The organism is Halomonas sp. LES1 (assembly GCF_031846005.1).
Taxonomy (GTDB): domain Bacteria; phylum Pseudomonadota; class Gammaproteobacteria; order Pseudomonadales; family Halomonadaceae; genus Halomonas.
On sequence record NZ_JAVRGC010000002.1, the window covers coordinates 231,395 to 256,228 of the forward strand.

Consider the following 24,834-nt stretch of genomic DNA (forward strand, 5'->3'; position numbering starts at 1 on the left):
AATGACCCCGATATGGAGACGTTGAACATGATTCGTATCCCTCTGACCCTGGCGGCACTGCTGCTGAGTGTGCTGTTCAGCCTGACGGTCCAGGCGGCCCCCGAGCGGCAGCCCGACGAGGTCATCCGCCACAGTGTCGAGACGCTGACCGGCAAGATCGAGGGCAGGCGTGACCACTTCGCCGAGAACATGGCCGAGCTCGAGGCGCTGGTCGACGAGAGTCTCGACGAGATCGCCGATTTTCGTTATATCGGCGCCAGCGTGATGGGGCGCTACTTCTCCAATGCCACGCCGGAGCAGCGTTCGCGATTCGTCGACACCTTTCGCCAGACCCTGATCGATACCTACGCCAAGGGGCTGGTCACCTTCGACTATCGGGAGCTGCGTGTGCTTGCCAGCCAGGGGCCGCGCCGCCATGAGGACCAGGCCAGCGTCGATATGGAAGTGGTGGCCAAGGATGGCACCGTCTATCCGGTCAGCTATTCACTGCGCCTCTCCGGTGGTGAGTGGCGGGTGGTCAACGTCATCGTCAATGGCATCAATCTGGGACTGACCTTCCGTAACCAGTTCGATCAGGCGATGCGTGACAACGCGCGCGACTACGATGCCGTCATCGATGGCTGGTCGCCCGATGTCGGCGTCGAGGAGCTGGAGCAGGGCGCGTGAGCAAGCTGCTGGCACGCAACGGTCTGGACCTCGAGGCCAGGGATAAGTGCCTGGTGGTCTGCGGGGTGGTGGGTTTCGAGCACGCCGCCGAACTCGCCGATGCGGGCAGCCGCTGGCTCGCCCGGCGCCAGGCAGGAGAGGCCGTCAGCTTCGATCTGCGCGGGGTCGCCGGCGTCAGCAGTGCGGCGCTCACGGTATTGCTGGAGTGGGCGCGCGCGGCACGCCGGGCCGGCCTGACTCTCGAGCGAGTGCGACTCTCCGCGGCGCTGTTGCGGCTCACCGATCTGGCCGGTCTCGAGCGCCTGCTGCCGGTGGAGTCGGTGCGCGGCTAGTCGCGGCCAACAGGGGCGATCGCCAAGAGCGGTGCTTTTCATTACCATGGGGCATCCATAATCCGCCGTCGACGATGGGATGATGTCATCGTGCGAGGTGTCTTTGATCGTTTCCGTACCATATTCAGTACGATAAGGAGTGCCTGACCATGCAACCCAGTGACGTCAAGGAGCTGCTCGAGTCACGTATCGATGACTGCGAGTTCCATATTCAGGGCGAGGGCTGCAACTTTCAGGTGGTGGCCGTGGGCGAGCGCTTTGCGGGGCTGTCGCCGGTCAAGCGCCAGCAGCTGATCTATGGCGCTCTCACCGAAGAGATCGCGTCCGGTGCGCTGCATGCCGTGAGCATCAAGACCTATACCCCGGCGCAGTGGCAAGGTGCGCCGGAGAACTCCGGCGCCTGAGACCCCGAGCCCCATGGACAAGTTGATCATTACCGGCAACGGGCCGGTCGACGGTGAGGTCTGGGCCAGTGGCGCGAAGAACGCCGCCCTGCCCATCCTCTGCGCCACCCTGCTGGCCGACGAGCCGGTGACCATCGGCAATCTGCCGCATCTGCAGGACATCACCACCACCCTGGAGCTGCTTGGGCACCTGGGTGTGGAGGCGGTGATGGGCGAGAAGATGACCATCCAGCTCGATGGCTCCCAGGTGGCGCACTGTGATGCGCCCTATGAGCTGGTCAAGAAGATGCGTGCCTCCATCCTGGTACTGGGGCCACTGTTGGCTCACTTTGGCCACGCCGACGTCTCCCTGCCGGGGGGCTGCGCCATCGGCTCGCGCCCGGTAGACCTGCATCTGAGAGGCCTCGAGGCCATGGGGGCGGAGATCCGCGTCGAGGGCGGCTATATTCGCGCCCGCGTCGAGGGCCGGTTGAAGGGGGCCACGGTCTTCTTCGATACCGTCACCGTCACCGGTACCGAGAATCTCCTGATGGCGGCCGCGCTGGCCGAGGGCACCACGGTGCTCGAGAATGCCGCCCGGGAGCCGGAGGTGGTCGACCTGGCCGAGCTGTTGATCAAGATGGGGGCCCGCATCCGGGGTCACGGCACTGACACCATCACCATCGAGGGCGTGCCGCGCCTGCATGGTGCCTACCATGATGTGATGCCCGACCGGATCGAGACCGGTACCTTCCTGGTGGCCGCGGCGCTGTCGCGTGGCCGCGTCAAGGTGCGTCGTACCCGCGCCGATATTCTCGAGGCGGTGCTGGCCAAGCTCGAGGAGGCGGGTGCCGAGATCACCACCGGTGATGACTGGATCGCCCTGGACATGCACGGCAAGCGCCCGCGACCGGTCAATATTCGCACCGCGCCGTATCCGGCCTTTCCGACCGACATGCAGGCCCAGTTCGTGGCCATGAACGCGGTGGCCGATGGCAGCTCCCGGGTGGTGGAGACCATCTTCGAGAACCGCTTCATGCATGTTCAGGAGCTCAATCGCATGGGGGCGCGGATCGCGCTGGAGGGCAATACCGCGGTGATCGAGGGGGTCGAGCGGCTCTCCGGCGCCCCGGTGATGGCCACCGACCTGCGTGCCTCGGCATCGCTGGTGATCGCGGCGATGATGGCCGAGGGGGAGACCCTGGTCGATCGCATCTACCATATCGATCGCGGCTACGAGTGTATCGAGGAGAAGCTGCAACTGCTGGGCGCACGCATCCGACGTGTACCCGGCTAGCCTGTACCCGGACCAAGGCAAGAGCATGAGCAAACAACTGATCGTGGCCCTCTCCAAGGGCCGTATCCTCGAAGAGACCCTGCCGCTGCTGGCCGATGCCGGCGTCGAGCCGGTGGAGGATCTGGGCAAGAGTCGCAAGCTGCTGTTCGACACCAACCTGCCCGACGTCAAGCTGGTGGTCATTCGAGCCACCGATGTGCCGACCTATGTGCAGCTGGGTGCCGCGGACCTGGGCATCGCGGGCAAGGACGTGCTGCTCGAGCATGGGGCGGCGGGTCTCTATGAGCCCCTCGACCTCGAGATTGCGCGGTGCAAGCTGATGACCGCCGGGATCACCGGCGCCGAGCCGGCCAGCGCCAGGCGTCGGGTAGCCACCAAGTTCGTCAATATCGCCCGGCGCTGGTATGCCGAGCAGGGCATCCAGGCCGAGGTCATCAAGCTCTATGGTGCCATGGAGCTGGCGCCACTGATGAATCTGGCCGATGAGATCGTCGATATCGTCGATACCGGCAATACCCTGCGCGCCAATGGCATGGAGCCCCGGGAGCTGATCGCACCGGTCACGACCCGGCTGGTGGTCAACAAGGCCTCCATGACCATGAAGCATGCCCGCATCAAGCCACTGCTCGAGCGCCTCAAGCAGGCGGTTGCGGCCCGCCGTGAAGACGTTGCTGGCTGAGCTGTCTGCCGACTGAGGTGCTTGCCGACAGACTCGACCAGCCCGATATCAACAGGCCCGATATCAACAGGCCCGATACCATAGAGATGCAGCCATGACCGAGACCCACGCCTCTTCCGGAATCTCCCGCCTCGCGACCGCCGACGCCGACTTCTCGACACGGCTCGACCACCTGCTCGCCTGGGAGGGGGTCTCCGATGGCGAGGTCCAGGCCCGGGTCGCGGAGATCCTTGCCGCGGTAAAGGAGCGCGGCGATGCGGCCCTGGTGGAGGCCAGCAATCGCTTCGACCGTCTTGCGGTCACGGATATGGTCGAGCTCACTCTCGATGCGCCGCGCCTGCGCCGGGCCTATGAGGGACTGCCGGGTGACCAGAGCGAGGCGCTGGCCCAGGCGGCGGAGCGCATCCGGCTCTACCATGAGCACCAGAAGCCCGAATCCTGGCACTACACCGAGGAGGACGGCACCGTGCTCGGCCAGCAGGTCATGCCACTGGATCGTGCCGGCATCTATGTGCCCGGCGGAAAGGCGGCCTACCCCTCCTCGGTATTGATGAACGCGATTCCTGCCCATGTGGCCGGTGTACGCGAGATCATCATGGTGGTGCCTACGCCGGACGGCGTGCTCAACGAGTTGGTGCTGGCCGCGGCGCACCTGGCCGGTGTCGATCGTGTCTTTACCGTGGGCGGCGCCCAGGCGGTTGCCGCGCTGGCCTACGGCACGGAGACGGTGCCGCGGGTCGACAAGATCGTCGGCCCGGGCAACATCTACGTGGCCACCGCCAAGCGAGCGGTATTCGGTCAGGTGGGCATCGACATGATCGCCGGCCCCTCGGAGATCCTGGTGGTCTCGGATGGCGGCACCGACCCCGAATGGCTGGCCATGGATCTCTTCTCCCAGGCCGAGCACGACGAGGATGCCCAGGCGATTCTGGTGAGCTGGGATGGCGAACATCTGGATGCCGTGGAGGCGGCCATCGACCGCCTGCTGCCGACCCTGGAGCGCCACGAGATCGTGCGTGAGTCTCTCTCACGGCGGGGGGCGTTGATTCGCTGCCGCGATCGTGCCGAGGCGGTGACCCTGATCAATCGCATTGCCCCCGAGCATCTCGAGCTCTCGGTCGCCAACCCCGAGGGGTGGCTGCCCGAGGTGCGCCATGCCGGTGCCATCTTCATGGGGCGCTATACCGCCGAGGCGCTGGGCGACTACTGCGCCGGGCCCAATCACGTGCTTCCCACCTCGGGGACGGCACGCTTCTCGTCGCCACTGGGCGTCTATGACTTCCAGAAACGCTCATCGATCATCCACTGCTCGGCCGAAGGCGCCTCGACCCTCGGCAGGGTCGCCTCGGTGCTGGCTCGCGGCGAATCGCTGACCGCGCATGCGCGCAGCGCCGAGTATCGCATCAGGACGTGAGCCGCTGGGTCGAGACACGCGAAGAGTCGAGACACGCGAAGGGCCCCGCCGCAAGGTGGGGCCCTTCGCGTTTTACATGCCGGGCTGGGGCTATTCGGGCTGCTGGAGCTCGGGGGGAGGGCGCTCACCCACCTCGACCGTCAGCGCCAGCTTCTCGCCGCCGCGCACCACGCTGAGCGGCAGGCTGTCGCCGGGCTCCACGGCGGCGATATCGGCCATCGTTTCCCGCGCGTCGAGGATCGCTCGGCCATCGATGGAGAGCAGCACATCACCGGGGCGCAGGCCGGCCTGGTCGGCGGGGCCGTCGGGTACGACCCCGGCGATGATCACGCCACGTGGTGCCTTGAGGCCGAAGGAGGCGGCCAGCTCCGGATTGAGCTCCTGGGCCTCGACCCCCAGCCAGCCTCGAATCACCCGCCCCTGGGTGACCAGCTCCTCGAGGATGTTGCGTGCCAGGTTGGCAGGGATCGCGAAGCCGATGCCCTGGGAGCCGCCGGAGCGTGAAAAGATGGCGGTATTGATGCCGACCATGGCGCCATCGGGGCTGATCAGTGCCCCCCCGGAGTTGCCCGGATTGATGGCGGCATCGGTCTGGATAAAGTCCTCATAGGCGTTCAGTCCCAGGTGGCTCCGCCCGGTGGCGCTGATGATGCCCATGGTGACCGTCTGGCCGACCCCGAAGGGGTTGCCGATGGCCAGGGCCACATCGCCGATGGCCACCTCCGTGGAGTCGGCCAGTTCGATGACCGGCAGATCGTCAAGCTCGATACGCAGCACGGCAAGGTCGCTTTCCGGATCGGTGCCGATCACCTCGGCCAGTGTCTCGCGGCCGTCACGCAGCGCGACCTGGATCTGGTCGGCGCCACCGATGACGTGATGGTTGGTCAGCACGTAGCCCTGCTCGCTGACGATCACACCCGAGCCCAGGCTCGAGAGCATGCGCTGGCGGGCCGGCATGTCGTCGCCGAAGAACTGGCGGAAGAAGGGGTCCGACATCAGCGGGTGCTGGTCGCGCTCGACGACCCGGGAGGAGTAGATGTTGACCACGGCGGGGGCGGCGCGCTCGACCGCTGCGGCGTAGCTTGCCGGTCCCTGCTCGCGGGAGAGCGGTGGCGCCTGGCGCAGTTCCGGTGCCGGACGCTCGATGGGGGCGCGGGGCGCCGTTGCCTCGGGTGATACCGCCAGCGGCTCGCGGGGAGCAGGGGAGGGCGTAACCACCGGGGCCTCACTGCCATGGCGTCCCGACAGTTGCGGGAAGGCGTTGAGCAGTGCCACGGCAAGCAGGAGCCCGATCAGAACGGGAAGCAGGTAGGGCATAAGCGAGCGTAGGTGATGGCGCGGCGATCGGTAGGGCATGCGGGGCGCGGTCCTCGTCAGAGCGTTCGCCGAAGCGGGGCGGCGACGGTTACAATCGACGCATGGTAACACCTTCATTCCACAGCGTCCGGAGGAGACGATGGCTCATCGCGATGCCCTGGTAGCCGCCTGCGATAGCAGGCTGCAGGCCAGCCGCTTCAAAGACTACACCGTCAATGGCCTGCAGGTGGAGGGGCGAGGGGAGGTCGTGAAAGTGCTCAGTGGCGTCACCGCCAGCCAAGCGCTGCTCGACGAGGCGGTCGCCTGGGGAGCCGATCTGGTGCTGGTGCACCATGGCTACTTCTGGAAGAACGAGCCAGTGGCGGTTACCGGCATGAAGCGTCGGCGCCTGCAGACCCTGCTGACCCACGATATCAACCTGCTGGCCTATCACCTGCCGCTGGATGCTCACCCCGAGCTCGGTAACAACGCCGAACTGGGGCGGCGGCTGGGCTTTACGGCGGAAGGGTGCGCCGACGGCGCGATGGGGGAGGGGCTGCTGTGGCTGGGGACGCCTCCGGCGGGCATGAATGCCCAGGCACTCAGCGCTCATGTGGGCGAGCGCCTGGGGCGCGAGGCGCTGCTGGTGGAGGCGCCGCATGCCGGCGAGATTCGCCGCGTGGCCTGGTGTACCGGCGGGGCTCAGGACATGATCACGGCGGCCTGGGAGGCGGGGGCCGATGCCTTCATCTCCGGCGAGATCTCCGAGCGCACCACCCACCTGGCGCGGGAGCTGGGCATCCACTACCTCTGTGCGGGGCATCATGCGACCGAGCGAGATGGCGTTCGAGCACTGGGGGGGTGGTTGGCCGAGGAGTTCAGTCTCGAGCACCGCTTCGTGGATATCGACAACCCGGCGTAGCCTCGAAAGCGAACGCCCCGCTCATGAAGCGGGGCATCGCGTCGGTAGTGACATGACATGTAGTGGTAGGCGTCGATAGTGGCTGTAGTGGCAGGCGTCGGCCGGCTCAGTAACGGGGAGCGTCGAGCTTCTCGCCATCCTGGCTATCGGCCTCCTTGAGACCGAAGTCCTCGGAGAGGGTGCCACCGGAGCCGTCGGCGTAGTCACGCGGCGCTGGGGGAGAGTTGTCGCTTCCTTCATCGGCAGCGGTTGCGGCTTCACCCATGGTCAGGCCACGGGCCGGCCGAGAGCGTGCACCGAGGGTGTCGGCGTCCGTGGCGAGGCGCGCGGCCAGCGCCTCGCCATTCTGGCGTAGCGTCTCCGTCAGCCGGCCGACCTCGTCGAAGTGTTCGTCCATGCCGTCGCGCAGGGCCGAAAGCTCCCTGTCGCGTTCGGCCAGGCGCTGGCGCAGACGCTGCATGCCGTCGGCGCCGGAATTGAGCAGGTGGTATCCCAGTGCCCCCAGGCCGATGCCGGCCAGCAGGCAGGCAATGGCCAGAATCCAGTTGATGTTGCTCTCGTCCACGTCGGTCTCCCTGCGGCGGTGAACGATCCTGCGGCCGACGTTACGGCGAGCGGATCCGATGGTGGGGCGTGGGCCCCGACGCGCACTATTATAGGGTCGAGCCTAGGCGATGGGTCAACGCGCGCTGGCGCCAGCGATGCGTTTCGTTGTTCAGGCGCGTATAATATGCCTCCTGTCGAAGCCGAAACAGGCCGTTTTCGTCCCCATGCATGCTGCCAATCGAGACACTCGCCCGACACCCATGGCCCGCTATCGTGCTGATCTGGAACGCGACGACTTCCAGTATGATGCCGCCCAGGCTCAGGCCGTGGAGCATCTGCAGCGTCTCTATGATGATCTGTTGCGCTCGCCCCAGGCACCTTCCCGTGCCGCCCCATCGGGCGGTGGGCTGGCCTCGCGCGTGGCGGGGCTGTTCGGCAGGCGGGCGCGTAGTGAGCCCGTCGCGCCGGACCTGCCGGCGATTCGCGGCCTCTACTTCTGGGGAGGCGTGGGGCGTGGCAAGACCTATCTGGTGGATGCCTTCTACGAGTCCCTGCCTTTTCCCGAGAAGATGCGCACCCACTTCCACCGCTTCATGCAGCGGGTGCACAACGAGCTCGAGCACTACAAGGGCGAGAAGAACCCCCTGCGCCTGATTGCCGCCAAGTTCGCGGCCGAGGCCAGGGTGATCTGCTTCGATGAGTTCTTCGTCAAGGACATCACCGATGCGATGATCCTCGCCAATCTGCTCGAGGCGCTGTTCGAGCGTGGCGTGGTGCTGGTGGCAACGTCCAATATCGTGCCCGGCGAGCTCTACAGGGAGGGGCTGCAGCGTGCACGCTTCCTGCCCGCCATCGACCTGCTGGAGCGGCACTGCGAGGTGGTCAATGTCGACTCTGGCATCGACTATCGGCTGCGGGCGCTCGAGCGTGCCGAGATATTTCATTCGCCGCTCGATGATGCCGCCGAGGTCGAGCTTGCGCGCAGCTTTCGCGAGATTGCCGGCCAGGAGGGCGAGGCCGATGTGCCGCTGGAGGTCAATCATCGGGTGCTGCACGCACGCCGACTCCATGATGATGTGGTGTGGTTCGAGTTTCGCGCGCTCTGTGATGGGCCCCGCAGCCAGAACGATTACATCGAGCTGGCGCGGGAGTTTCACTCCGTGCTGGTCTCCAACGTGCCGCGCATGGATGGGAAGTCCGATGATCAGGCGCGGCGCTTCATCAATATGGTTGACGAGTTCTATGACCGCGGGGTCAAGCTGTTGATGTCCGCCGAGGTGCCTGCCGAGTCGCTCTATGGCGACGGCCGTCTAGAGTTCGAATTCAAGCGGACCCTCTCTCGCCTGCAGGAGATGCAGTCCCACGACTACCTGGCGCTAGCCCACAAGCCCTGACCCGGCCTTCGCCCGGAAGCTGGCATTGCATGGAAGGGGCGAGTTCATGTAGACTTCGCGCGCTCTGCTCGTTGGTCTCGCGCGTCGAGGCCAACCAAGAAGAATAGGGATGGTTCCATGCCGGTCATCCGGTGGCAGAACCCAATACACTTGATTGGTGAGATTTCATGAAGACGTTCACTGCCAAACCGCAGTCCGTCGAGCGCGACTGGTACGTCGTCGACGCCGCGGACAAGACGCTCGGCCGACTGGCCACCGAGATCGCTCGTCGCCTGCGCGGCAAGCACAAGCCGGAATACACCCCCCACGTGGATGGCGGCGACTATATCGTCGTGATCAACGCCGAGAAGGTGAAGGTGACCGGCAACAAGGCCAAGGCCAAGACCTATTATCGTCACACCGGCTACCCCGGTGGCCTGCGCTCCATGACCTTCGACAAGATGCTTGATCACGCTCCCGAGCGTATCATCGAGAGCGCCGTGAAGGGCATGCTGCCCAAGGGTCCCCTGGGTCGCGCCATGTACACCAAGCTCAAGGTCTACGCCGGTGCCGAACATCCGCACGCCGCCCAGCAGCCGCAAGAACTGAACATCTGAGGGAATCTTCGCCATGACACAGCAATACTACGGTACCGGGCGCCGCAAGACCTCTACCGCCCGCGTTTTCATGAAGCCGGGCACCGGCAAGATCACCGTCAACAGCCGTGAGCTGGACCAGTACTTCGGCCGCGTCACCGGCCGCATGGTCGTTCGCCAGCCCCTCGAGCTGACCGAGACCCTTGGACAGTTCGACGTCTACGTCACCGTCAAGGGCGGCGGTGGCTCCGCCCAGGCCGGCGCGATCCGTCACGGCATCACCCGTGCCCTGATGGCCTACAACGAAGACTTCCGTGCGCCGCTGCGTCAGGCGGGCTATGTGACCCGTGACGCGCGTGAGGTCGAGCGTAAGAAGATCGGTCTGCGCAAGGCGCGCCGTCGTCCGCAGTTCTCCAAGCGCTGATCACCAGCCGCCATGGAGCATGCGACGCCCGGGTTATCAACCCGGGCGTTTCTTGTTCTGCGTCAACGATTTGTGTGCATCAAGCCGTCCTGGTCAGGGTCCTTTTCCTTGTGTGCGGCGGCGCGATTTCTTAACATGTACCGCATTTGATGTCCGTGGTCGCGGGGATGATGCCCGTGATGGGTCAACGGGTAAGCTGATGGGAGAAACCTTGAAATGGCAGATAGCGGCGTGAACAAGGGTCGGCGCCGTTTCCTCGTGGGTGCTACCACCGTTGTAGGTGGGGTTGGTGCCGTCGGGGTTGCGGTCCCCTTTGTGGCTTCCTGGCAGCCGAGTGCCAGGGCGAGAGCGGCGGGTGCGCCGGTTCAGGCGGATATATTCAAGCTTGAGCCCGGTCAGCGCATGACCGTGGAGTGGCGTGGAAAGCCGGTGTGGATCGTCAATCGCACCCCGGAGATGATCGAGCGCATCGAGTCCGTCGACGGCTCGCGGCTTACCGATCCCACATCAGACGTGCCGCAGCAGCCGGCCTATATCGATGGCCCCCTGCGCTCCATCAAGCCCGAGATCGGGGTCCTGATCGGCATCTGTACACATCTGGGCTGCTCACCGTTGTTTCGACCCGAACCCGATGCGGACGATGTGGGTACCAGCGACTGGCCGGGTGGTTTCTTCTGCCCCTGCCATGGCTCGCGCTTCGATCTGGCGGGCCGTGTATTCCGCGGGGTGCCGGCGCCCACCAACCTGGAGGTGCCGCCTTACCGCTTCGAGTCCGACGAGATCATCATCGTCGGCGAAGATGAGGAGACTGCCTGATGGGTAACCCGAACAAGCCGATGGCGGAAAAGGGCTTGATGCGCTGGGTGGATGAGCGTTTCCCCGCGACGCAGATGTGGCAGGAGCACCTGTCCAAGTATTACGCCCCCAAGAACTTCAACTTCTGGTACTTCTTCGGCTCGCTGGCCCTGCTGGTGCTGGTCAATCAGATTCTGACCGGGATCTGGCTGACCATGAGCTACAACCCCTCCGCCGAGGGCGCCTTCGCCTCGGTCGAGTACATCATGCGCGATGTCGAGTGGGGGTGGTTGATCCGCTACCTGCACTCCACCGGCGCCACGGCCTTCTTCGTGGTGGTGTATCTGCACATGTTCCGCGGCCTGCTCTACGGCTCCTACAAGGCGCCCCGCGAGCTGGTGTGGATCTTTGGCATGGCGATCTATCTGGCGCTGATGGCCGAGGCCTTCATGGGGTATCTGCTGCCCTGGGGCCAGATGTCCTACTGGGGCGCCCAGGTGATCATCTCGCTGTTCTCCGCGATTCCGGTCATCGGCCCCGACCTGACCCAGTGGATTCGTGGTGACTTCCTGATCTCCGGCATCACGCTCAACCGTTTCTTTGCCCTCCACGTGGTGGCGCTGCCCATCGTGATCCTGGCGCTGGTGGTCCTGCATATCATCGCCCTGCACGAGGTTGGTTCCAACAACCCGGATGGCATCGACATCAAGAAGAAGAAGGACGAGACCGGCAAGCCGCTGGATGGCATTCCCTTCCACCCGTACTACACGGTGAAGGATATCGTCGGCGTGGCCGTCTTCCTGTTCGTCTTCGCGGTGGTGATCTTCTACTTCCCCGAAGGCGGTGGCTACTTCCTCGAGAAGCCCAACTTCGAGCCGGCCAACCCGCTGAAGACGCCGGACCATATCGCCCCGGTGTGGTACTTCACGCCCTTCTACGCGATTCTGCGCGCGATTACCTTCTCGCTGTTCGGGCTCGATGCCAAGTTCCTCGGCGTGATCTTCATGGGGGCGGCCATCGCGGTGCTCTTCGTGCTGCCGTGGCTGGACCGCAGTCCGGTGCGCTCCATGCGCTACAAGGGCTGGATGTCCAAGGGGATGCTGGTGCTGTTCGCGATCAGCTTTGTCATCCTGGGGGTCCTGGGCGTACTGCCGGCCACCGATGGCCGCACCGTGCTCGCTCAGGTGTGTACCGCCGTCTATTTCGCCTTCTTCCTGTTGATGCCGTTCTATACCCGGCTGGAGAAGACCAAACCCGTTCCGGAGAGGGTGACTGGCTAATGAAAAAGCAACTGTTCGCACTGCTCTTCGCGCTGGTGCCCCTCACGGCCATGGCCGCCGAAGGCGCGAGCGTCCCGTACTCCATGACGCCCGACCTCGATGACAAGGCGTCGTTGCAGCGAGGCATGCAGCTCTACACCAACTACTGCATGGGGTGTCACTCCCTGGAGCACCAGCGCTTTGCCCGTGCCGCCGATGACCTGGGGATGCCCCAGGACCTGGTCGAGGAGAACCTGATCTTCTCCTCGGATCTGGCCTTCAATGACCAGATGCATATCGCCATGAACAAGGACGATGCCGAGGCCTGGTTCGGGGCGCCGCCGCCCGACCTGACCCTCGAGTCACGGCTGCGCGGCACCGACTGGATCTACTCCTACCTGCTCTCGTTCTACAAGGACCCGAGCACCGGTACCGGGGTGAACAATGCCGTGTTCGACATGGTGGCCATGCCCAACGTGCTTGAGCCTCTGCAGGGCGTGCAGGAGATGGTGTGCTCCGAGACCGATCGTCCGGTGGAGGGGGCCGAGCTTGATCCGCTGACCGGCAAGTACCAGTCCTGTAATGTGCTGCAGGTGACTCAGCCGGGCGAGCTGGAGCCGGATGAGTTCGAGGAGGCGGTCTACGATCTGACCAACTTCCTGGCCTATGTGGGTGAGCCATCCAAGCTGCAGGCCCAGGCTCTGGCCCCGAAGGTGCTGATCTTTATCTTCATCTTCGGTGTCATCGCCTACCTGCTCAAGCGCGAGTACTGGCGCGATATCCACTGACCGCCGGGTTGCAGGCTGACGGGGGCGCATGGCCGACGGCCATGCGCCCCCGTGGCGTATGTGTCGCGTCAATCGCTTCCCCGCGGAGCGAGGCCCGCGTGTTATCATGGTTATTCGATTTGATGCGAGGATTGTTTCATGGGTGTAGTGGCCAAGCGGTCGTCGATGATCTTCTATTCCGGTGGCTCCGATCATTTCAGTCATCGGGTGCGTATCGTGCTCGCCGAGAAGGGTGTTGCGGTAGACATCGTGGAGGTCAACCCGGACCAGCCCCCCGAGGATCTCGCCGATCTCAACCCCTACAACAGCGTGCCGACCCTGCTGGATCGCGATCTCGTGCTGTACGAGTCCAAGGTGATGATGGAGTACCTGGACGAGCGCTTCCCACACCCTCCGCTGCTGCCGGTCTATCCGGTGGCGCGTGCCCAGAGTCGCCTCTGGATGCACCGCATCGAGCGCGAGTGGTGCCCGCTGGTGGAGCAGATCGAGCAGGGGAGCAAGAAGGAGGCGGACAAGGCGCGCAAGGAGCTGCGTGAGAGCCTCGTCGGTATCTCGCCCATCTTCGAGGATATGGCGTTCTTCATGAGCGAAGAGTTCACCCTGGTGGACTGCTGCCTGGCGCCGATCCTGTGGCGTCTGCCCGCCCTGGGCATCGAACTGCCCGAGAAACAGGTAGCCCCCCTGCTCGACTACATAGAGCGAGTCTTCGAGCGAGACGGCTTCAAGGCGTCACTGAGCGAGCGCGAGCGCGAGATTCGCAGCTGATACACTTTTCCCGGTCGCCTTCGGGCAGCCGGCCAACGCAGGAGGGAGAGGCGATGGACTCCAGTCGTCCCAGCCTATCCAGTCGCCCCTACCTGGCCAGAGCCCTCTTCGAGTGGCTGCTGGACCATGACCTCACGCCCCATATCGTGGTCGATGCCGAGCATCCCCAGGTGGAGGTGCCGCGACAGTTCGTACAGAATGGCCAGATCGTTCTCAACCTGTCGCCAAACGCCGTTCGTGAGCTCGCGATGGAGAATGACGCGATCAGTTTCGAGGCGCGCTTCGGTGGTCATCCCATGCGGGTGATGGTGCCGAGTGATGCCCTGGTGGCCATCTATGGTCGCGAGAATGGTGTCGGCATGGTCTTCGGCCATGAGCCGGTGATGCCCCAGCCGGCCGAGGCGACCGAGGACGAGCCGCCGACGCTGGCGGAGGTCGAGCGTGACACCGATACCTCGCAGGAGAAGGAGGCGTCGGAAGAGAAGGGTGAGGGCTCTCAGGGCGAGGGCTCTCGGCGGCCGCCCAAGGGCAAACCGTCGTTGCGAGTGATCAAGTAGTTCTCGTACCGGGGTGATGATGGTTCATGCGAGACGGCAGGCCCTGAGGCCTGCCGTCTTGCGCTTGCAGCGAACAGTCGAGCCGGTTCAGTCGAGCCGGTTCAGTCGAGATAGTCGAAGACCTTGACGATGCGCTGCATGCCACCCAGCTGCGAGACCGCCTGGACGATGCGCTCGGCCTCGGCGCGGGTCACGATGCCCATCAGATAGACGCTGGCATTCTCGGTGACTACCCGGATGCGGCTCGAGTCGATCGCCTGGTTCGCGGCCAGGTGGGTGCGGATGCGGGTGTTGAGCCAGGTGTCCGAAAGCCGCTGACTGGCGGGCAGGTTGCCGGCGATGCTCAGCTCGTTATGGACATTGCGAACATTGCGTACCCGGCTCGCCACCTCACCGGCCTTCTCCTTGAGTTCCTCGCTGGGCACCTGGCCGGTGAGCAGCACCAGCCCCGCATAGCTGTCGACATTGATTCGCGCGTCACCCAGGCGGGCGTCGGTATGGCCAAGGTTATGGGTGATCTTGGTCTCGATGCTCTGGTCTTCGATCTGGTCGCCGGTGGTACGCTTGCCGTAATTCTCCTCGATGGTGCCCTGATGGGTCACGCTGGTCACGGTGGTACAGCCGGCGAGGCCCAGAGAGGTGATCAGCAGCAGGGTGCCGAGCAGGGTGGGGCGTTTCATCATTCGCTTGCTCCAAAGAGTTGTTCGTCGATCAGGTCGCAGAGGCAGTGGATCACCAGCAGGTGGACCTCCTGAATCCGTGCGGTGGAGGTCGCCGGGACGCGGATCTCGCAGTCGTCCTGGCCGAGCAGCGAGGCCATGTTGCCACCATCGCGACCGGTGAGTGCCACCACCGTCATGTCACGGTCGTGGGCGGCCTGAATGGCCTGAATGACGTTGGCCGAGTTGCCGCTGGTGGAGATCGCCAGCAGAACGTCGCCAGGCTGGCCAAGGGCACGCACCTGCTTGGAGAACACCTCGTTGTAGCTGTAGTCGTTGGCGATGGAGGTCAGGGTCGAGGTGTCGGTGGTCAGGGCCAGGGCGGGGAGGCTGGGGCGCTCCCGCTCGAAGCGATTGAGCAGTTCCGACGAGAAGTGCTGACTGTCGCCGGCGCTACCGCCATTGCCGCAGGCCAGGACCTTGCCCTCGCTGACCAGACACTGGACCATCATCTGACTGGCGACCTCGATAAAGGGCGGCAGCACTTCGCTGGCATAGGTCTTGGTATCGATGCTGGCGTTGAAGTGATCGAGAATGCGCTGCTGGAAATCCATGCTGAGTCAGGTTCCTGTGGCGGGTTAGTAGGCGTCGAAGGCATTGACCACCCACTGTATGTCGAGTTCGGGTGGCAGGCCGGTGACGGCCACCACATCGAAGCGGCAGGGACATGATAGCCGGTTGTTCTGTAGATAAAAACGTGCCGCCCTTATCAGGCGGCGCTGCTTGGTGAGCGTGATGGTCTCGAGGGGGTGGCTATGGCGGCTATCGGCACGATGGCGCACCTCGACGAAGACCAGGGTTTCGCCATCACGCATCACCAGGTCCAGCTCGCCTCCCTTGGCGTGCTGGTTGGCGGCCACCGGCTGGAGGCCACGGTCGGTCAGCCAGGCCGCGACGAGGCGTTCGACCGCCTCGCCGCGGGCCCTGGCGTCACGGGGTCCGCTCATCGCCGAAAGCCCCTGGGCTCAATACCGGTTGCGGGACGCCATCGATGAAGCGTGCCCAGGGCAGCGTGCGCTGAATGCGTCCATCTTGCCCGGCGCGCAGGCTGCCGGTCGCTCCAAACAGTTCGCTGTTCGAGACCAGCTGGAACTGGGGGAGCCGGCGTGCCAGCTCGAAGGCGTCGACTCCCATGGCGTTCAGGCGGAACAGGTTGGGGTCCGCCTCCTCGCGCAGGCTGCGATAGCTTGCGGTGAAGGGTAGGGCGTCCTCGCCGCCCGCCGCGGCATCGGGGATCTGCCAGGGGATATCCAGGAACATGACGTCGTTCAGGTCGCCATCGAGGCGTGGATTGAGCTGCCCGCTGAACAGATGCGAGGTGGCGTAGACCGGCAGCTTGTTGGCGCCATAGTAGTCGAGGGTCGGGGGGACCTGGCGAGCGTAGTCGGGCAGTGCCAGCATGAACAGGAGATCGGGACGGCTTTCGGCGATGGTGCGACGAGTGCTCTCGGTGGCTGAGGCGCCGGGGTTGTAGCGAACCGCCTTGGTGACCTTGCCACCCTGAGCGCGCCACTCATCCCAGAAGGCCTCGCCGACCCGCTGACCCCAGTCGTTGTCCGGGACCAGCAGGGCCGCGCGACGGTGCCCGTCGTCCCAGGCGCGCCGAGCGACCTGCTTGGCCTCACCCTCGGCGGACAGGCCATACTGGAAGAGTCCTTCGGCGGCGTTAGTGGCACTCCTGCCGTAGTTGAGGGCCAGGGTGGGGAGTGGCACCCGGTTGCGGCGCTCAAGCTCGCTCACCCGATCCTTGTCGAGCGGGCCGATGACCACCTGGGCACCGCGATTCTGGGCCTCTCGATAGAGCGATTCGAGACTGCCGGAGGCGCTGTCGATAAAGCTGAGGCGGATATTGTCGTCAGAAAGGCGATGCCGGGTGCGGATGCCTTCGCCGATCGCCGTGGCGATACGCGACAGGGCGCCGGATTCGGGCAGCAGCACGGCAATATGCTGCACCTCCTGGCCGCGCAGCTCGCGCAGGGCGATGAGATCCGCCGGCAGGCGTCGTGCCGCCGGATGGCGCTGGTGACGGCTGCGCCACTCGTCCAGGCGAAGGAAGAGGCGGTCGATATTGCCATCGCCACTGCGTACCGTCTCGACCAGTTCCACCCAGCCGCGGGTCAAGGCGCCCTGGAGCTCGCCGAGCTGGGCCAGTCGCCGCTGCTCGACGCCACCCAGGGCTCGCCAGATGGGGTCGTTGAGTGCCTCGTCGTCGGACTCGGCCTGTACCAGCAGCAGGGCCCTGGCTGCGGCGAAGGGGTTGTCCCGCTCGAGCAGGGCCAGGCCACGCTGCTCGCGCAGGGCCAGCGTCTGGCTGCGGTTGAGGGCCAGGTCGTCGAGATCCTGGGTGGCCTGGATCACGGCCTCGGGGTCGCCCTCGCTCTCGCCGAGATCGGCCAGCAGGAGCGCCCAGCGCGCCAGAGGGTCGCCGGCAAGTTGCGATCGATCAATCTGACGGGCGACCTCGAGTGCCTGGGTGCGCTGGCCCTGGCGTGCTAGGATATCCGCCGCGTCCAGTCGAGTGCGGGCCGCCTCGGCCGGCTCCTGTTGTTGAGCCTGTTCGAGTAGCGTGGCGGGGTCGTCATCGAGGGCGCGTTCGACGATGCCCGGCTGGTAGGCGCAGCCGGCCAGCAGCAGCGCGAGAAGCGCAGTGGCCAGCAGGCCGCGTGTCACTTTGAGCATGAATCCTTCCTTTATCCATCCGTCGTATCGGGAGCCCGCCCAGGAGGCGACGTGTCAGAATCGAACTCAGCTGCATTGTACGTGGTCGCCACGCCAATTGGGAATTTGCAGGACCTGAGCCCGCGGGCCGCGGCCGTGTTGGCCGAGGTAACCATGGTGGCTGCCGAGGATACCCGCCACACCGCTCGTCTGTTGCGTCATCTGGGGGTGCGGGTACCCATGCTGTCGCTCCATGAACACAACGAGGCGGCACGCGTCGACCGGATCGACGCCCACCTGGCCGCGGGCGAGTCGATTGCCCTGGTTTCTGATGCCGGCACACCGCTGATTAGTGATCCCGGCTTCGTGTTGGTGCGCGAACTGCGTGCCCGGGGGCGGCGCATCGTGCCGATCCCGGGAGCCTGCGCGCTGGTGACGGCGCTCTCGGTTGCCGGCCTGCCCACCGACCGCTTCACCTTCCACGGCTTTCTGCCGGCCAAGAGCGGTGCCCGCCGTGCTCAGCTCGAGGAGCTGGCGGGGCGTACCGAGACGCTGGTGTTCTATGAGTCGCCTCATCGTATCCGCGATACCCTGGCGGATATCGGTGCGACCCTCGGTGAGCGCCATCTGGTCGTGGGCCGGGAGTTGACCAAGACCTTCGAGACCTTCCTGGAGGGAAGCGCCCTCGAGCTCGCCGCGCGCATGGAGGATGACCCGAACCAGGCGCGTGGCGAGTTTGTGGTGATGGTGGCCGGTGCGCCGCCCCGCGAGAAGGGAGTGGGTGGCGAAGTGGAGGGCGAGACGCTGCTGGCGGCGCTGCTGGCCGAGGGGGCTGGCGTCAAGCAGGCCGCGGGAGTGGCGTCCCGGCTTCTTGGTGGTGCCCGCAAGGCCTGGTATGCCCGCGCCCAGGCGTTGAAGGATGACGATTGAGCCTGGCCTGTCCTCTCCCCCAGCATTCGTTGGAAGGCGTCTTGGTGTCACTTTTGTTGAGGGGGTGCCGGGGCGCTGGTATCCTTGCCGCGGGAGTCGGCCAGACAGTCGCCGCCGGAGTGATCCGGGGGAGAAAAGTCCGGGCTCCATAGGGCAGAGTGCCAGGTAACGCCTGGGCGGCGTGAGCCGACGGAAAGTGCAGCAGAGAGCAGACCGCCTACGTCTCCTTCGGGAGGCCGGCAAGGGTGAAAGGGTGCGGTAAGAGCGCACCGCGCGCCTGGCAACAGTGCGTGGCACGGTAAACCCCACTCGGAGCAAGACCAAATAGGAACCCGCTGGCGTGGCCCGCGTCGGGTTCGGGTAGGTTGCTCGAGGGCCGTGGTGACGCGGCCCCTAGATGAATGGCTGTCCACGACAGAACCCGGCTTATCGGCCGGCTCCCCCCTGTTTCAAGAAGGTGACCATTTTCAGTCCGGCGACGGAGCCCTCCGTCGCTTTACCGTGGATCGAGAAGCGCATGCAGTCAGCCCCTGACACACCCCCGCGGGGATTTCGACACGCCAGCGTCCTGCTCGACGGAGCGGTCGATGCCCTGATCCACGATTCCGAAGGCGTCTATCTCGACGGCACCTTCGGTCGCGGTGGTCACTCGCGAGAGATCCTTGCACGCCTCGCCCCCCGGGGCAGACTGCTGGCCATCGATCGTGACCCCCAGGCGATTGCCGAAGCCGGCACCATCGATGATCCCCGCTTCACCATCGAGCGGGCCGAGTTCGCCCGTCTCGCCGAGGTGGCCCGTGGCCATGAGCTGCATGGCCGCCTGTCCGGCGTGCTGCTCGATATCGGCGTCTCGTCACCCCAGCTCGATGACCCCGAGCGCGGTTTCAGCTTCCTGCGTGATGGCCCCCTGGATATGCGCATGGACCCCACCCGGGGCGAGAGCGCGGCGGCGTTTATCGCACGGGTCGGCGAGGCCGAGCTCTCCCGGGTCTTCAAGGAGTACGGCGAGGAGCGTTACGCCCGGCGCCTGGCCAGGGCGATTCTCGAGCGTCGCGGCGAGCGACCCTTCGAGCGCACCGCCGACCTGGCCGAGGTGGTCAAGGCCGCGCACCCCGCCTGGGAGAAGCACAAGCACCCCGCGACGCGGGTCTTCCAGGCCCTGCGTATCCAGGTCAACGGTGAGCTCGACCAGCTCGATGCGGCCCTGGAGGCCGCCCTCGAGGCACTGGCGCCGGGCGGGCATCTGGTGGTCATCAGCTTCCACTCCCTGGAGGACCGCCGGGTCAAGCGCTTCATTCGCCATCATGTGCGTGGCGATACCCACCTGCCGCGGGGCATGCCGATTCGCGATGACCAGCTGGAGCGCCGTCTCGAAGCTCTGGGCAAGGCTCGGCGGCCCGGCGAGGCGGAGGTCAAGGAGAACCCCCGCGCGCGCAGTGCGGTGATGCGAGTGGCGCGCAAACGCTACTGAGGGAGTCGGCATGACACAGGGAAGGTCCATTACCGCTCGTCTCGCCTGGCCCTCGGCGCTGCGCTTGAATCTGCGTGCACTGCTGTTACTGGTGCTGCTGATCGCCTGCCTTGGGAGTGCCATGGCCGTCATCGCGGTCAGCCACCTGACCCGTGAGCAGTACGCCGCCCTGCAGCAACTCGAGCGTGAGCAGCAGCAGCTGCAGACCGAGTGGGGACAGCTTCTGCTCGAGGAGAGTGCCTGGTCGTCGCCGGCGCGCATCGAGCATCTCGCCGTGGAGCGTCTCGAGATGCGCCTGCCCGGGGTGGAAGAGGTGGAGGTGATCCAGCCATGAGCACCGAGGTACGCAGCGGTGTATCGCCGCGTCGCCCGCCGCCCGGTGCACCCATGGGCCGGCTGCGCTATGGGGTGATCCTGGGGCTGGTGCTGGTCGGGCTGGGGCTGTTGGTGGGGCGCGTGGCAGTCCTCCATGTGCTCGACCGGCCCTTTCTGCAGGGGCAGGGTGACGCACGCACGCTGCGTACCGACTCGCTTCCCGCCCACCGTGGCATGATTGCCGATCGCCACGGCGAGCCACTGGCCATCTCAACGCCGGTGGTCACCCTGTGGGCCAATCCCCAGGATGTGCCCGACGACCCGATTCAGCGCGTCCAGCTGGCATCGGCGCTGGGCGTGGACCTCGAGGCCCTCAACGAGCGTCTGGCACGCTATTCCGAGCGTGAGTTCATGTATCTGCGCCGCCAGATGACCCCCGAAGCGGCCCAGCGGGTTCTCGATCTGCGGGTGCCCGGTGTCTATCGTCAGGACGAATACAAGCGGTACTACCCGGCCGGCGAGGTGGCCGCCCAGCTGCTTGGCGTGACCAACGTCGACGACAAGGGGCAGGAGGGGCTGGAGCTCGCCTATCAGCCCTACCTGGCGGGAACGCCGGGGCTGCGCCGGGTGCTCAAGGATCGCCGCGGCCGCCTGGTGCGTGACCTCGAAGTGCTGCGCGAGGCCAAGCCCGGTGGCGAGCTGACGCTCGCCATCGACCAGCGCCTGCAGTACATGGCCTATCGCGAGCTCAAGGCCGCGGTGGCGGAAAACGACGCCGACGGTGGCGTGGTGGTGATGCTTGACGCCCGCACCGGCGAGGTGCTGGCCATGGCCAATCAACCCTCCTACAACCCCAACAATCGCGCCGGGCTCGACCCCCAGGGGCTGCGCAATCGCGCCCTTGTCGACCCCTATGAGCCCGGCTCGGTGGTCAAGCCCCTGGCGCTGGCGGCAATGCTCGATGCCGGTGGTCTGTCGCCCGACACGGTGGTGGATACCACCCCGGGGTGGATGCGCATCGACCGCTTTACCATTCGCGATATCCGTAACTACAAGGAACTCGACCTGGCGGGCATTCTGGAGAAGTCCTCCAATGTCGGCATGTCCAAGCTGGCGCTTCGCTACGATGAACCGGTCATCCCCCAGCTCTACCGTCGTCTGGGCTTCGGCCAGCCGCCGGGTACCGGCTTCCCCGGCGAGGCCACCGGCGAGGTACCGGCGCCGGTGCGCTGGTCGAGCAGCCAGTGGGCGGCACTCTCCTATGGCTATGGCCTCTCGGTCACGCCGCTTCAGCTGGCCAGTGCCTTCACCGCCATCGCCAACGAGGGGCGCCTGCTGCAGCCCTCGCTGCTGCGCCTGGATGAGCCGGTGGCGGGTGAGCAGGTCATCTCCCCCGTGGTGGCGCGCCGGGTACTGGAGATGATGGACAGGGTTGTCGAGCCGGATACCGGGGCACGCCGAGCCGAGGTGCCGGGGTATCGGGTCGCCGGCAAGACGGGCACCGTGCGCAAGACCGGCGCCGGCGGTTATCAGGAGAACGCCTATCGTGGCTTCTTCGTGGGCATCGCCCCGGTCAGCGATCCCCGTATCGTGACGGTGGTGATGATCGACCACCCACGCGGTGATTCCTACTACGGCGGCGCGGTGGCCGCACCGGTATTCTCACGTGTCGCCGGTAGTGCGCTGCGGCTGCTCGATGTGCCCCCCGACCGGCGTGACTTCGAGGAGGCCGAATAGCATGCCTCTCCTGCCAACCCCTGTCTGAAGCGAGTCCTGCCATGATGATCGCCATGTCCCACCTCGACGCTACCCTGGCGCGGCTCTGGCCCGGTTGCGGGCTGGACGGTGTCCCAGAGGGGGAGACCCGACTGCAGACCGACAGCCGGCGGGTGGCGGCGGGCGATGTGTTCGTTGCGGTACCCGGAGTGCTGGTGGATGGGCGCGACTATATCGACAGGGCGCTCGCCGACGGCGCGGTACGGGTGCTCTGCCACACCGGAGACGGCCGTGACTGCCCCGATGATGCCCGGGTGGTGGCGCTTGCCGGGCTGCGTGAGCGGCTGGGCGAGCTCGGTCGCCTGCTCTACGGCGTGCCCGACGACCTGGAGCTGATCGGTGTCACCGGTACCAATGGCAAGAGTTCGGTGACCCACTATCTGGCCGAGCTGAGCCAGGCGCTCGGTGTCGATGCCGCGGTGATCGGCACCCTGGGTCATGGGCGTCCCGGCGAGCTGGCGGATACTGGCCTTACGACGCCGGGGCCGCTGGCGCTCCAGGCCTCGCTCGCCGAGCTCGCCCGCCAGGGCGTGGCGCGGGTGGCGATGGAGGTCTCCTCCCATGCCCTGGAGCAGGGGCGTCTCGCGGCCTGCCGGGTGAGAGCCGCCGTGTTCACCAATCTGAGTCGCGATCATCTCGACTATCACGGCAGCATGACCGCCTATGCGGCTGCCAAGGCGAGGTTGTTTCGACGCCGGGAGCTCGAGCTCGCCGTGGTCAATGGCGACGACCCCCTGGCGCGCCTGATGCTGGCCGGGGTGGCCGATGGCGTGCGGGTGCTGGCGACCGGGCGTGATGAGGCGGTGACCCTGCGTGTGCTGGAGTGTACTCCCCACGCCACCGGGCAGCGGGCCCTGATCGCCACCCCCCGGGGGGAGCGAGAACTGGTGCTGCCGCTGGTGGGACGCTTCAACCTCGACAACGTGCTGCTGGCCATGGCCACGCTGCTGGGCCGGGGGCATGACCTCGAGGCGCTGATCGAGGCGGCGGCCAGCCTGGTGCCTGTGCCCGGACGCATGGAGGTGCTGACGCACCCCGGGGCGCCCACCGTGGTGATCGACTACGCGCATACCCCGGACGCCCTGGACAACGCGCTGGCGGCACTGCGTGACCATCTGCCCGGGCGAGGCGAACTCTGGTGCCTGTTCGGTTGCGGCGGCGACCGTGATGCCGGCAAGCGAGCGCCCATGGCCGCCGCCGCCGAGCGCCATGCCGATCGCCTGGTGGTGACCGATGACAACCCGCGCAGCGAGGACCCCGAAGCCATTCGCGACCAGGTGCTGGCAGGACTGAGCGAGGAAGCCAGACGCCAGGCCTGGGCCATCTCCGGACGCGGCGCGGCCATCCGGCAAACGCTCCGTGAGGCGGGACCCGATGATGTCGTGCTGGTCGCCGGCAAGGGGCACGAGACCTATCAGGAGATCGCCGGTGTTCGCCACCCCTTCGACGATCGGGAGGTGGCCGAGCAGGCGCTTCAGGCTCGCTGCACGGGAGGGTCCGCCTCATGACCCGCTGCGGGCTGACGAGCCTTGCCGAGGTGGCCGATGCGCTGGGTCTCGAGTGTGCGGAGGATGATCTGTCGATCGAGGCGATCGTCACCGATACGCGCCGGGTGTCGCCGGGTACGCTCTTCGTGGCCCTGCGCGGCGAACGCTTCGATGCCCATGACTTCGTGGCCGAGGCCCGCGAGGCGGGGGCCGTGGCCGCCGTGGTCGAGAGGGCGGTGGAGGATCCGCTGCCGCAACTGGTCGTGGCCGATACCCGTCTCGCCTTGGGGCTGCTGGGCCGGGCCAGGCGCCGGGCCTGGGGTGGGCCCGTGGCAGCGGTAACGGGCAATAGCGGCAAGACCACCGTCAAGGAGCTGCTGGTCGCCATCCTCGGCCGGCAGGGGGCGACGCATGCCACCCGAGGTAACCTCAACAACGATTTCGGTGTCCCCCTGACCCTGCTCGAGCTGACCCCGCACCACCAGCAGGCGGTGGTCGAGCTGGGGGCCAACCATCTGGGCGAGATCGCCTGGACGGTGGGCCTTGCCGAGCCGTGCGTGGCCCTGATCACCAATGTCACCGGCGCCCATGTCGGTGAGTTCGGCGGCATGGGGCAGATCGCCCAGGCCAAGGCCGAGATCCTGGCGGGGCTGGGTCCCGATGGCATCGCGGTACTCAATCGCGACGACGCCTACTTCGCTACCTGGCGTCGGCTCGCGGCCCCGCGGGAGGTGCTGGATTTCGGGCTGGGCGAGGGGGCCAGGGTCACGGCTCGCTCGCTGGTCGCCGACGCTCTCGGACGTTATGCTTTCACGCTTGTCGTCGATGGCTGCCGGCTTGGCGATGTCAGGCTGCGACTGATGGGGCGGCACAGCGTCGCCAATGCCCTGGCGGCGACGGCGACGGCCCTCGCCATGGGCGCCTCCACGAACGATGTGCTGGCAGGGCTCTCGGCGGCCGAGGCGATGCCGGGCCGCCAGGATGTGGTGGCCGGTATCCGCGAGACCCGAATCATCGATGATAGCTATAACGCCAACCCCGGCGCGGTGAAGGCCGCGCTCGAGCTCCTGGCTGCCTTGCCAGGACCACGCTGGTGCCTGCTGGGTGCCATGGGAGAGTTGGGAGAGGCGTCCGCGGCGCTGCATGCCGAGATCGGACGCCACGCACGGGAACTGGGGATCGATTTCCTGGGCACCCTGGGCGAGGCGGCACGCCATGCCTGTCATGCCTTCGGTAAAGGCGGGTGCCATTTCGACGATCGCGAGGCGCTGGTGCGCCACGCGCTGGATCATCTTCCCCCCGGCGCCAGCGTGCTGGTCAAGGGGTCGCGCAGTGCCGCCATGGAACAGGTGGTGGCGGCACTGCGCCAGGACACAACACGGTGAA

At 66.1% G+C, this 24,834-nt stretch carries 27 protein-coding genes and 1 other RNA gene; 22 read left to right on the top strand and 6 right to left on the bottom strand.

Going from position 1 to position 24,834, the window contains the following annotated elements:
• Window positions 1-27: 27 nt before the first annotated feature.
• The 6 genes from RM463_RS05265 to hisD all read left to right on the top strand — a co-directional run bounded on the left by RM463_RS05265 (window position 28) and on the right by hisD (window position 4,771).
• Complete coding sequence (locus RM463_RS05265; RefSeq protein WP_195689431.1) at window positions 28-666, top strand: phospholipid-binding protein MlaC; 639 nt, start codon at window positions 28-30, stop codon at window positions 664-666.
• On the top strand, window positions 663-998 hold the full coding sequence (locus RM463_RS05270; RefSeq protein ID WP_311429264.1) for an STAS domain-containing protein: 336 nt from the start codon (window positions 663-665) through the stop codon (window positions 996-998). Before RM463_RS05265 ends, RM463_RS05270 begins: the two co-directional genes overlap by 4 nt.
• Window positions 999-1,147: 149 nt before the next feature.
• Window positions 1,148-1,402 carry a BolA family protein gene (locus RM463_RS05275; protein ID WP_195689429.1) on the top strand — a complete coding sequence of 85 codons (255 nt, stop codon included), beginning with the start codon at window positions 1,148-1,150 and terminating at the stop codon, window positions 1,400-1,402.
• Between the two features lie 13 nt (window positions 1,403-1,415).
• A complete protein-coding gene (gene murA / locus RM463_RS05280) occupies window positions 1,416-2,678 on the top strand; it encodes a UDP-N-acetylglucosamine 1-carboxyvinyltransferase (protein ID WP_195689428.1) in 1,263 nt (420 codons plus the stop codon).
• A gap of 25 nt (window positions 2,679-2,703) precedes the next feature.
• A complete protein-coding gene (gene hisG / locus RM463_RS05285) occupies window positions 2,704-3,357 on the top strand; it encodes an ATP phosphoribosyltransferase (protein ID WP_195689427.1) in 654 nt (217 codons plus the stop codon).
• 94 nt (window positions 3,358-3,451) lie between these two features.
• Window positions 3,452-4,771 carry a histidinol dehydrogenase gene (gene hisD, locus RM463_RS05290; protein ID WP_311429265.1) on the top strand — a complete coding sequence of 440 codons (1,320 nt, stop codon included), beginning with the start codon at window positions 3,452-3,454 and terminating at the stop codon, window positions 4,769-4,771.
• A gap of 90 nt (window positions 4,772-4,861) precedes the next feature.
• Here the strand turns inward: hisD and RM463_RS05295 are convergent, their stop codons facing one another.
• On the bottom strand, window positions 4,862-6,127 hold the full coding sequence (locus tag RM463_RS05295) for a S1C family serine protease (protein ID WP_195689425.1): 1,266 nt from the start codon (window positions 6,125-6,127) through the stop codon (window positions 4,862-4,864).
• Window positions 6,128-6,227: 100 nt separating this feature from the next.
• Between RM463_RS05295 and RM463_RS05300 the strand changes: the two genes are divergently transcribed.
• Window positions 6,228-6,989 carry a Nif3-like dinuclear metal center hexameric protein gene (locus tag RM463_RS05300; protein ID WP_311429266.1) on the top strand — a complete coding sequence of 254 codons (762 nt, stop codon included), beginning with the start codon at window positions 6,228-6,230 and terminating at the stop codon, window positions 6,987-6,989.
• Between the two features lie 106 nt (window positions 6,990-7,095).
• On the opposite strand, the gene RM463_RS05305 is transcribed toward RM463_RS05300, so the two are convergent.
• A complete protein-coding gene (locus RM463_RS05305; RefSeq protein WP_311429267.1) occupies window positions 7,096-7,554 on the bottom strand; it encodes a ZapG family protein in 459 nt (152 codons plus the stop codon).
• Between the two features lie 241 nt (window positions 7,555-7,795).
• Between RM463_RS05305 and zapE the strand changes: the two genes are divergently transcribed.
• The 8 genes from zapE (at window position 7,796) to RM463_RS05345 (ending at window position 14,092) form a co-directional block, all read left to right on the top strand.
• Complete coding sequence (zapE, locus tag RM463_RS05310) at window positions 7,796-8,929, top strand: cell division protein ZapE (RefSeq protein ID WP_311429268.1); 1,134 nt, start codon at window positions 7,796-7,798, stop codon at window positions 8,927-8,929.
• Window positions 8,930-9,096: 167 nt separating this feature from the next.
• A complete protein-coding gene (gene rplM, locus RM463_RS05315; protein ID WP_132042336.1) occupies window positions 9,097-9,525 on the top strand; it encodes a 50S ribosomal protein L13 in 429 nt (142 codons plus the stop codon).
• A gap of 13 nt (window positions 9,526-9,538) precedes the next feature.
• Entirely contained in the window at window positions 9,539-9,928 is a 390-nt protein-coding gene (gene rpsI / locus RM463_RS05320) for a 30S ribosomal protein S9 (RefSeq protein WP_195689421.1), read from the top strand.
• Window positions 9,929-10,144: 216 nt separating this feature from the next.
• Window positions 10,145-10,744, top strand: coding sequence for a ubiquinol-cytochrome c reductase iron-sulfur subunit (petA, locus tag RM463_RS05325; protein ID WP_311429269.1), 600 nt, complete (start codon window positions 10,145-10,147; stop codon window positions 10,742-10,744).
• Entirely contained in the window at window positions 10,744-12,003 is a 1,260-nt protein-coding gene (locus tag RM463_RS05330; protein ID WP_195689419.1) for a cytochrome bc complex cytochrome b subunit, read from the top strand. Before petA ends, RM463_RS05330 begins: the two co-directional genes overlap by 1 nt.
• The gene (locus RM463_RS05335; RefSeq protein ID WP_195689418.1) at window positions 12,003-12,770 is read left to right on the top strand and encodes a cytochrome c1; all 768 of its coding nucleotides are present in this window, start codon (window positions 12,003-12,005) and stop codon (window positions 12,768-12,770) included. Before RM463_RS05330 ends, RM463_RS05335 begins: the two co-directional genes overlap by 1 nt.
• A gap of 138 nt (window positions 12,771-12,908) precedes the next feature.
• Window positions 12,909-13,535, top strand: coding sequence for a stringent starvation protein SspA (gene sspA / locus RM463_RS05340; protein WP_311429270.1), 627 nt, complete (start codon window positions 12,909-12,911; stop codon window positions 13,533-13,535).
• Window positions 13,536-13,588: 53 nt separating this feature from the next.
• Entirely contained in the window at window positions 13,589-14,092 is a 504-nt protein-coding gene (locus RM463_RS05345) for a ClpXP protease specificity-enhancing factor (protein WP_311429271.1), read from the top strand.
• Between the two features lie 101 nt (window positions 14,093-14,193).
• Here the strand turns inward: RM463_RS05345 and RM463_RS05350 are convergent, their stop codons facing one another.
• From RM463_RS05350 to RM463_RS05365, 4 genes are read right to left on the bottom strand one after another with little or no spacing between them, the layout of a single operon-like run.
• On the bottom strand, window positions 14,194-14,772 hold the full coding sequence (locus tag RM463_RS05350; protein WP_409228421.1) for a BON domain-containing protein: 579 nt from the start codon (window positions 14,770-14,772) through the stop codon (window positions 14,194-14,196).
• The gene (locus RM463_RS05355; RefSeq protein WP_195689414.1) at window positions 14,772-15,365 is read right to left on the bottom strand and encodes a phosphoheptose isomerase; all 594 of its coding nucleotides are present in this window, start codon (window positions 15,363-15,365) and stop codon (window positions 14,772-14,774) included. The genes RM463_RS05350 and RM463_RS05355 overlap by 1 nt, the downstream gene beginning before the upstream one ends.
• 24 nt (window positions 15,366-15,389) lie before the next feature.
• Window positions 15,390-15,758, bottom strand: a complete 369-nt coding sequence (locus tag RM463_RS05360) for a YraN family protein (RefSeq protein ID WP_311429272.1) — start codon at window positions 15,756-15,758, stop codon at window positions 15,390-15,392.
• Window positions 15,742-17,490, bottom strand: a complete 1,749-nt coding sequence (locus RM463_RS05365) for a penicillin-binding protein activator (RefSeq protein ID WP_311429273.1) — start codon at window positions 17,488-17,490, stop codon at window positions 15,742-15,744. The genes RM463_RS05360 and RM463_RS05365 overlap by 17 nt, the downstream gene beginning before the upstream one ends.
• A gap of 51 nt (window positions 17,491-17,541) precedes the next feature.
• On the opposite strand from RM463_RS05365, the gene rsmI reads away from it, so the two are divergent.
• The 7 genes from rsmI (at window position 17,542) to murF (ending at window position 24,833) form a co-directional block, all read left to right on the top strand.
• Entirely contained in the window at window positions 17,542-18,399 is an 858-nt protein-coding gene (gene rsmI / locus RM463_RS05370; protein ID WP_195689411.1) for a 16S rRNA (cytidine(1402)-2'-O)-methyltransferase, read from the top strand.
• A 92-nt stretch (window positions 18,400-18,491) separates the two neighbouring features.
• Window positions 18,492-18,844: RNase P RNA component class A (gene rnpB / locus RM463_RS05375), an RNA gene on the top strand.
• Window positions 18,845-18,916: 72 nt separating this feature from the next.
• Window positions 18,917-19,870, top strand: coding sequence for a 16S rRNA (cytosine(1402)-N(4))-methyltransferase RsmH (gene rsmH / locus RM463_RS05380; RefSeq protein WP_195689410.1), 954 nt, complete (start codon window positions 18,917-18,919; stop codon window positions 19,868-19,870).
• Window positions 19,871-19,880: 10 nt separating this feature from the next.
• Window positions 19,881-20,204, top strand: coding sequence for a cell division protein FtsL (gene ftsL, locus RM463_RS05385; protein ID WP_195689409.1), 324 nt, complete (start codon window positions 19,881-19,883; stop codon window positions 20,202-20,204).
• Entirely contained in the window at window positions 20,201-21,922 is a 1,722-nt protein-coding gene (locus RM463_RS05390) for a penicillin-binding transpeptidase domain-containing protein (RefSeq protein ID WP_311429274.1), read from the top strand. The genes ftsL and RM463_RS05390 overlap by 4 nt, the downstream gene beginning before the upstream one ends.
• Before the next feature lie 41 nt (window positions 21,923-21,963).
• Entirely contained in the window at window positions 21,964-23,469 is a 1,506-nt protein-coding gene (locus RM463_RS05395; protein WP_311429275.1) for a UDP-N-acetylmuramoyl-L-alanyl-D-glutamate--2,6-diaminopimelate ligase, read from the top strand.
• On the top strand, window positions 23,466-24,833 hold the full coding sequence (gene murF, locus RM463_RS05400; protein WP_311429276.1) for a UDP-N-acetylmuramoyl-tripeptide--D-alanyl-D-alanine ligase: 1,368 nt from the start codon (window positions 23,466-23,468) through the stop codon (window positions 24,831-24,833). The genes RM463_RS05395 and murF overlap by 4 nt, the downstream gene beginning before the upstream one ends.
• Window position 24,834: the final 1 nt, after the last annotated feature.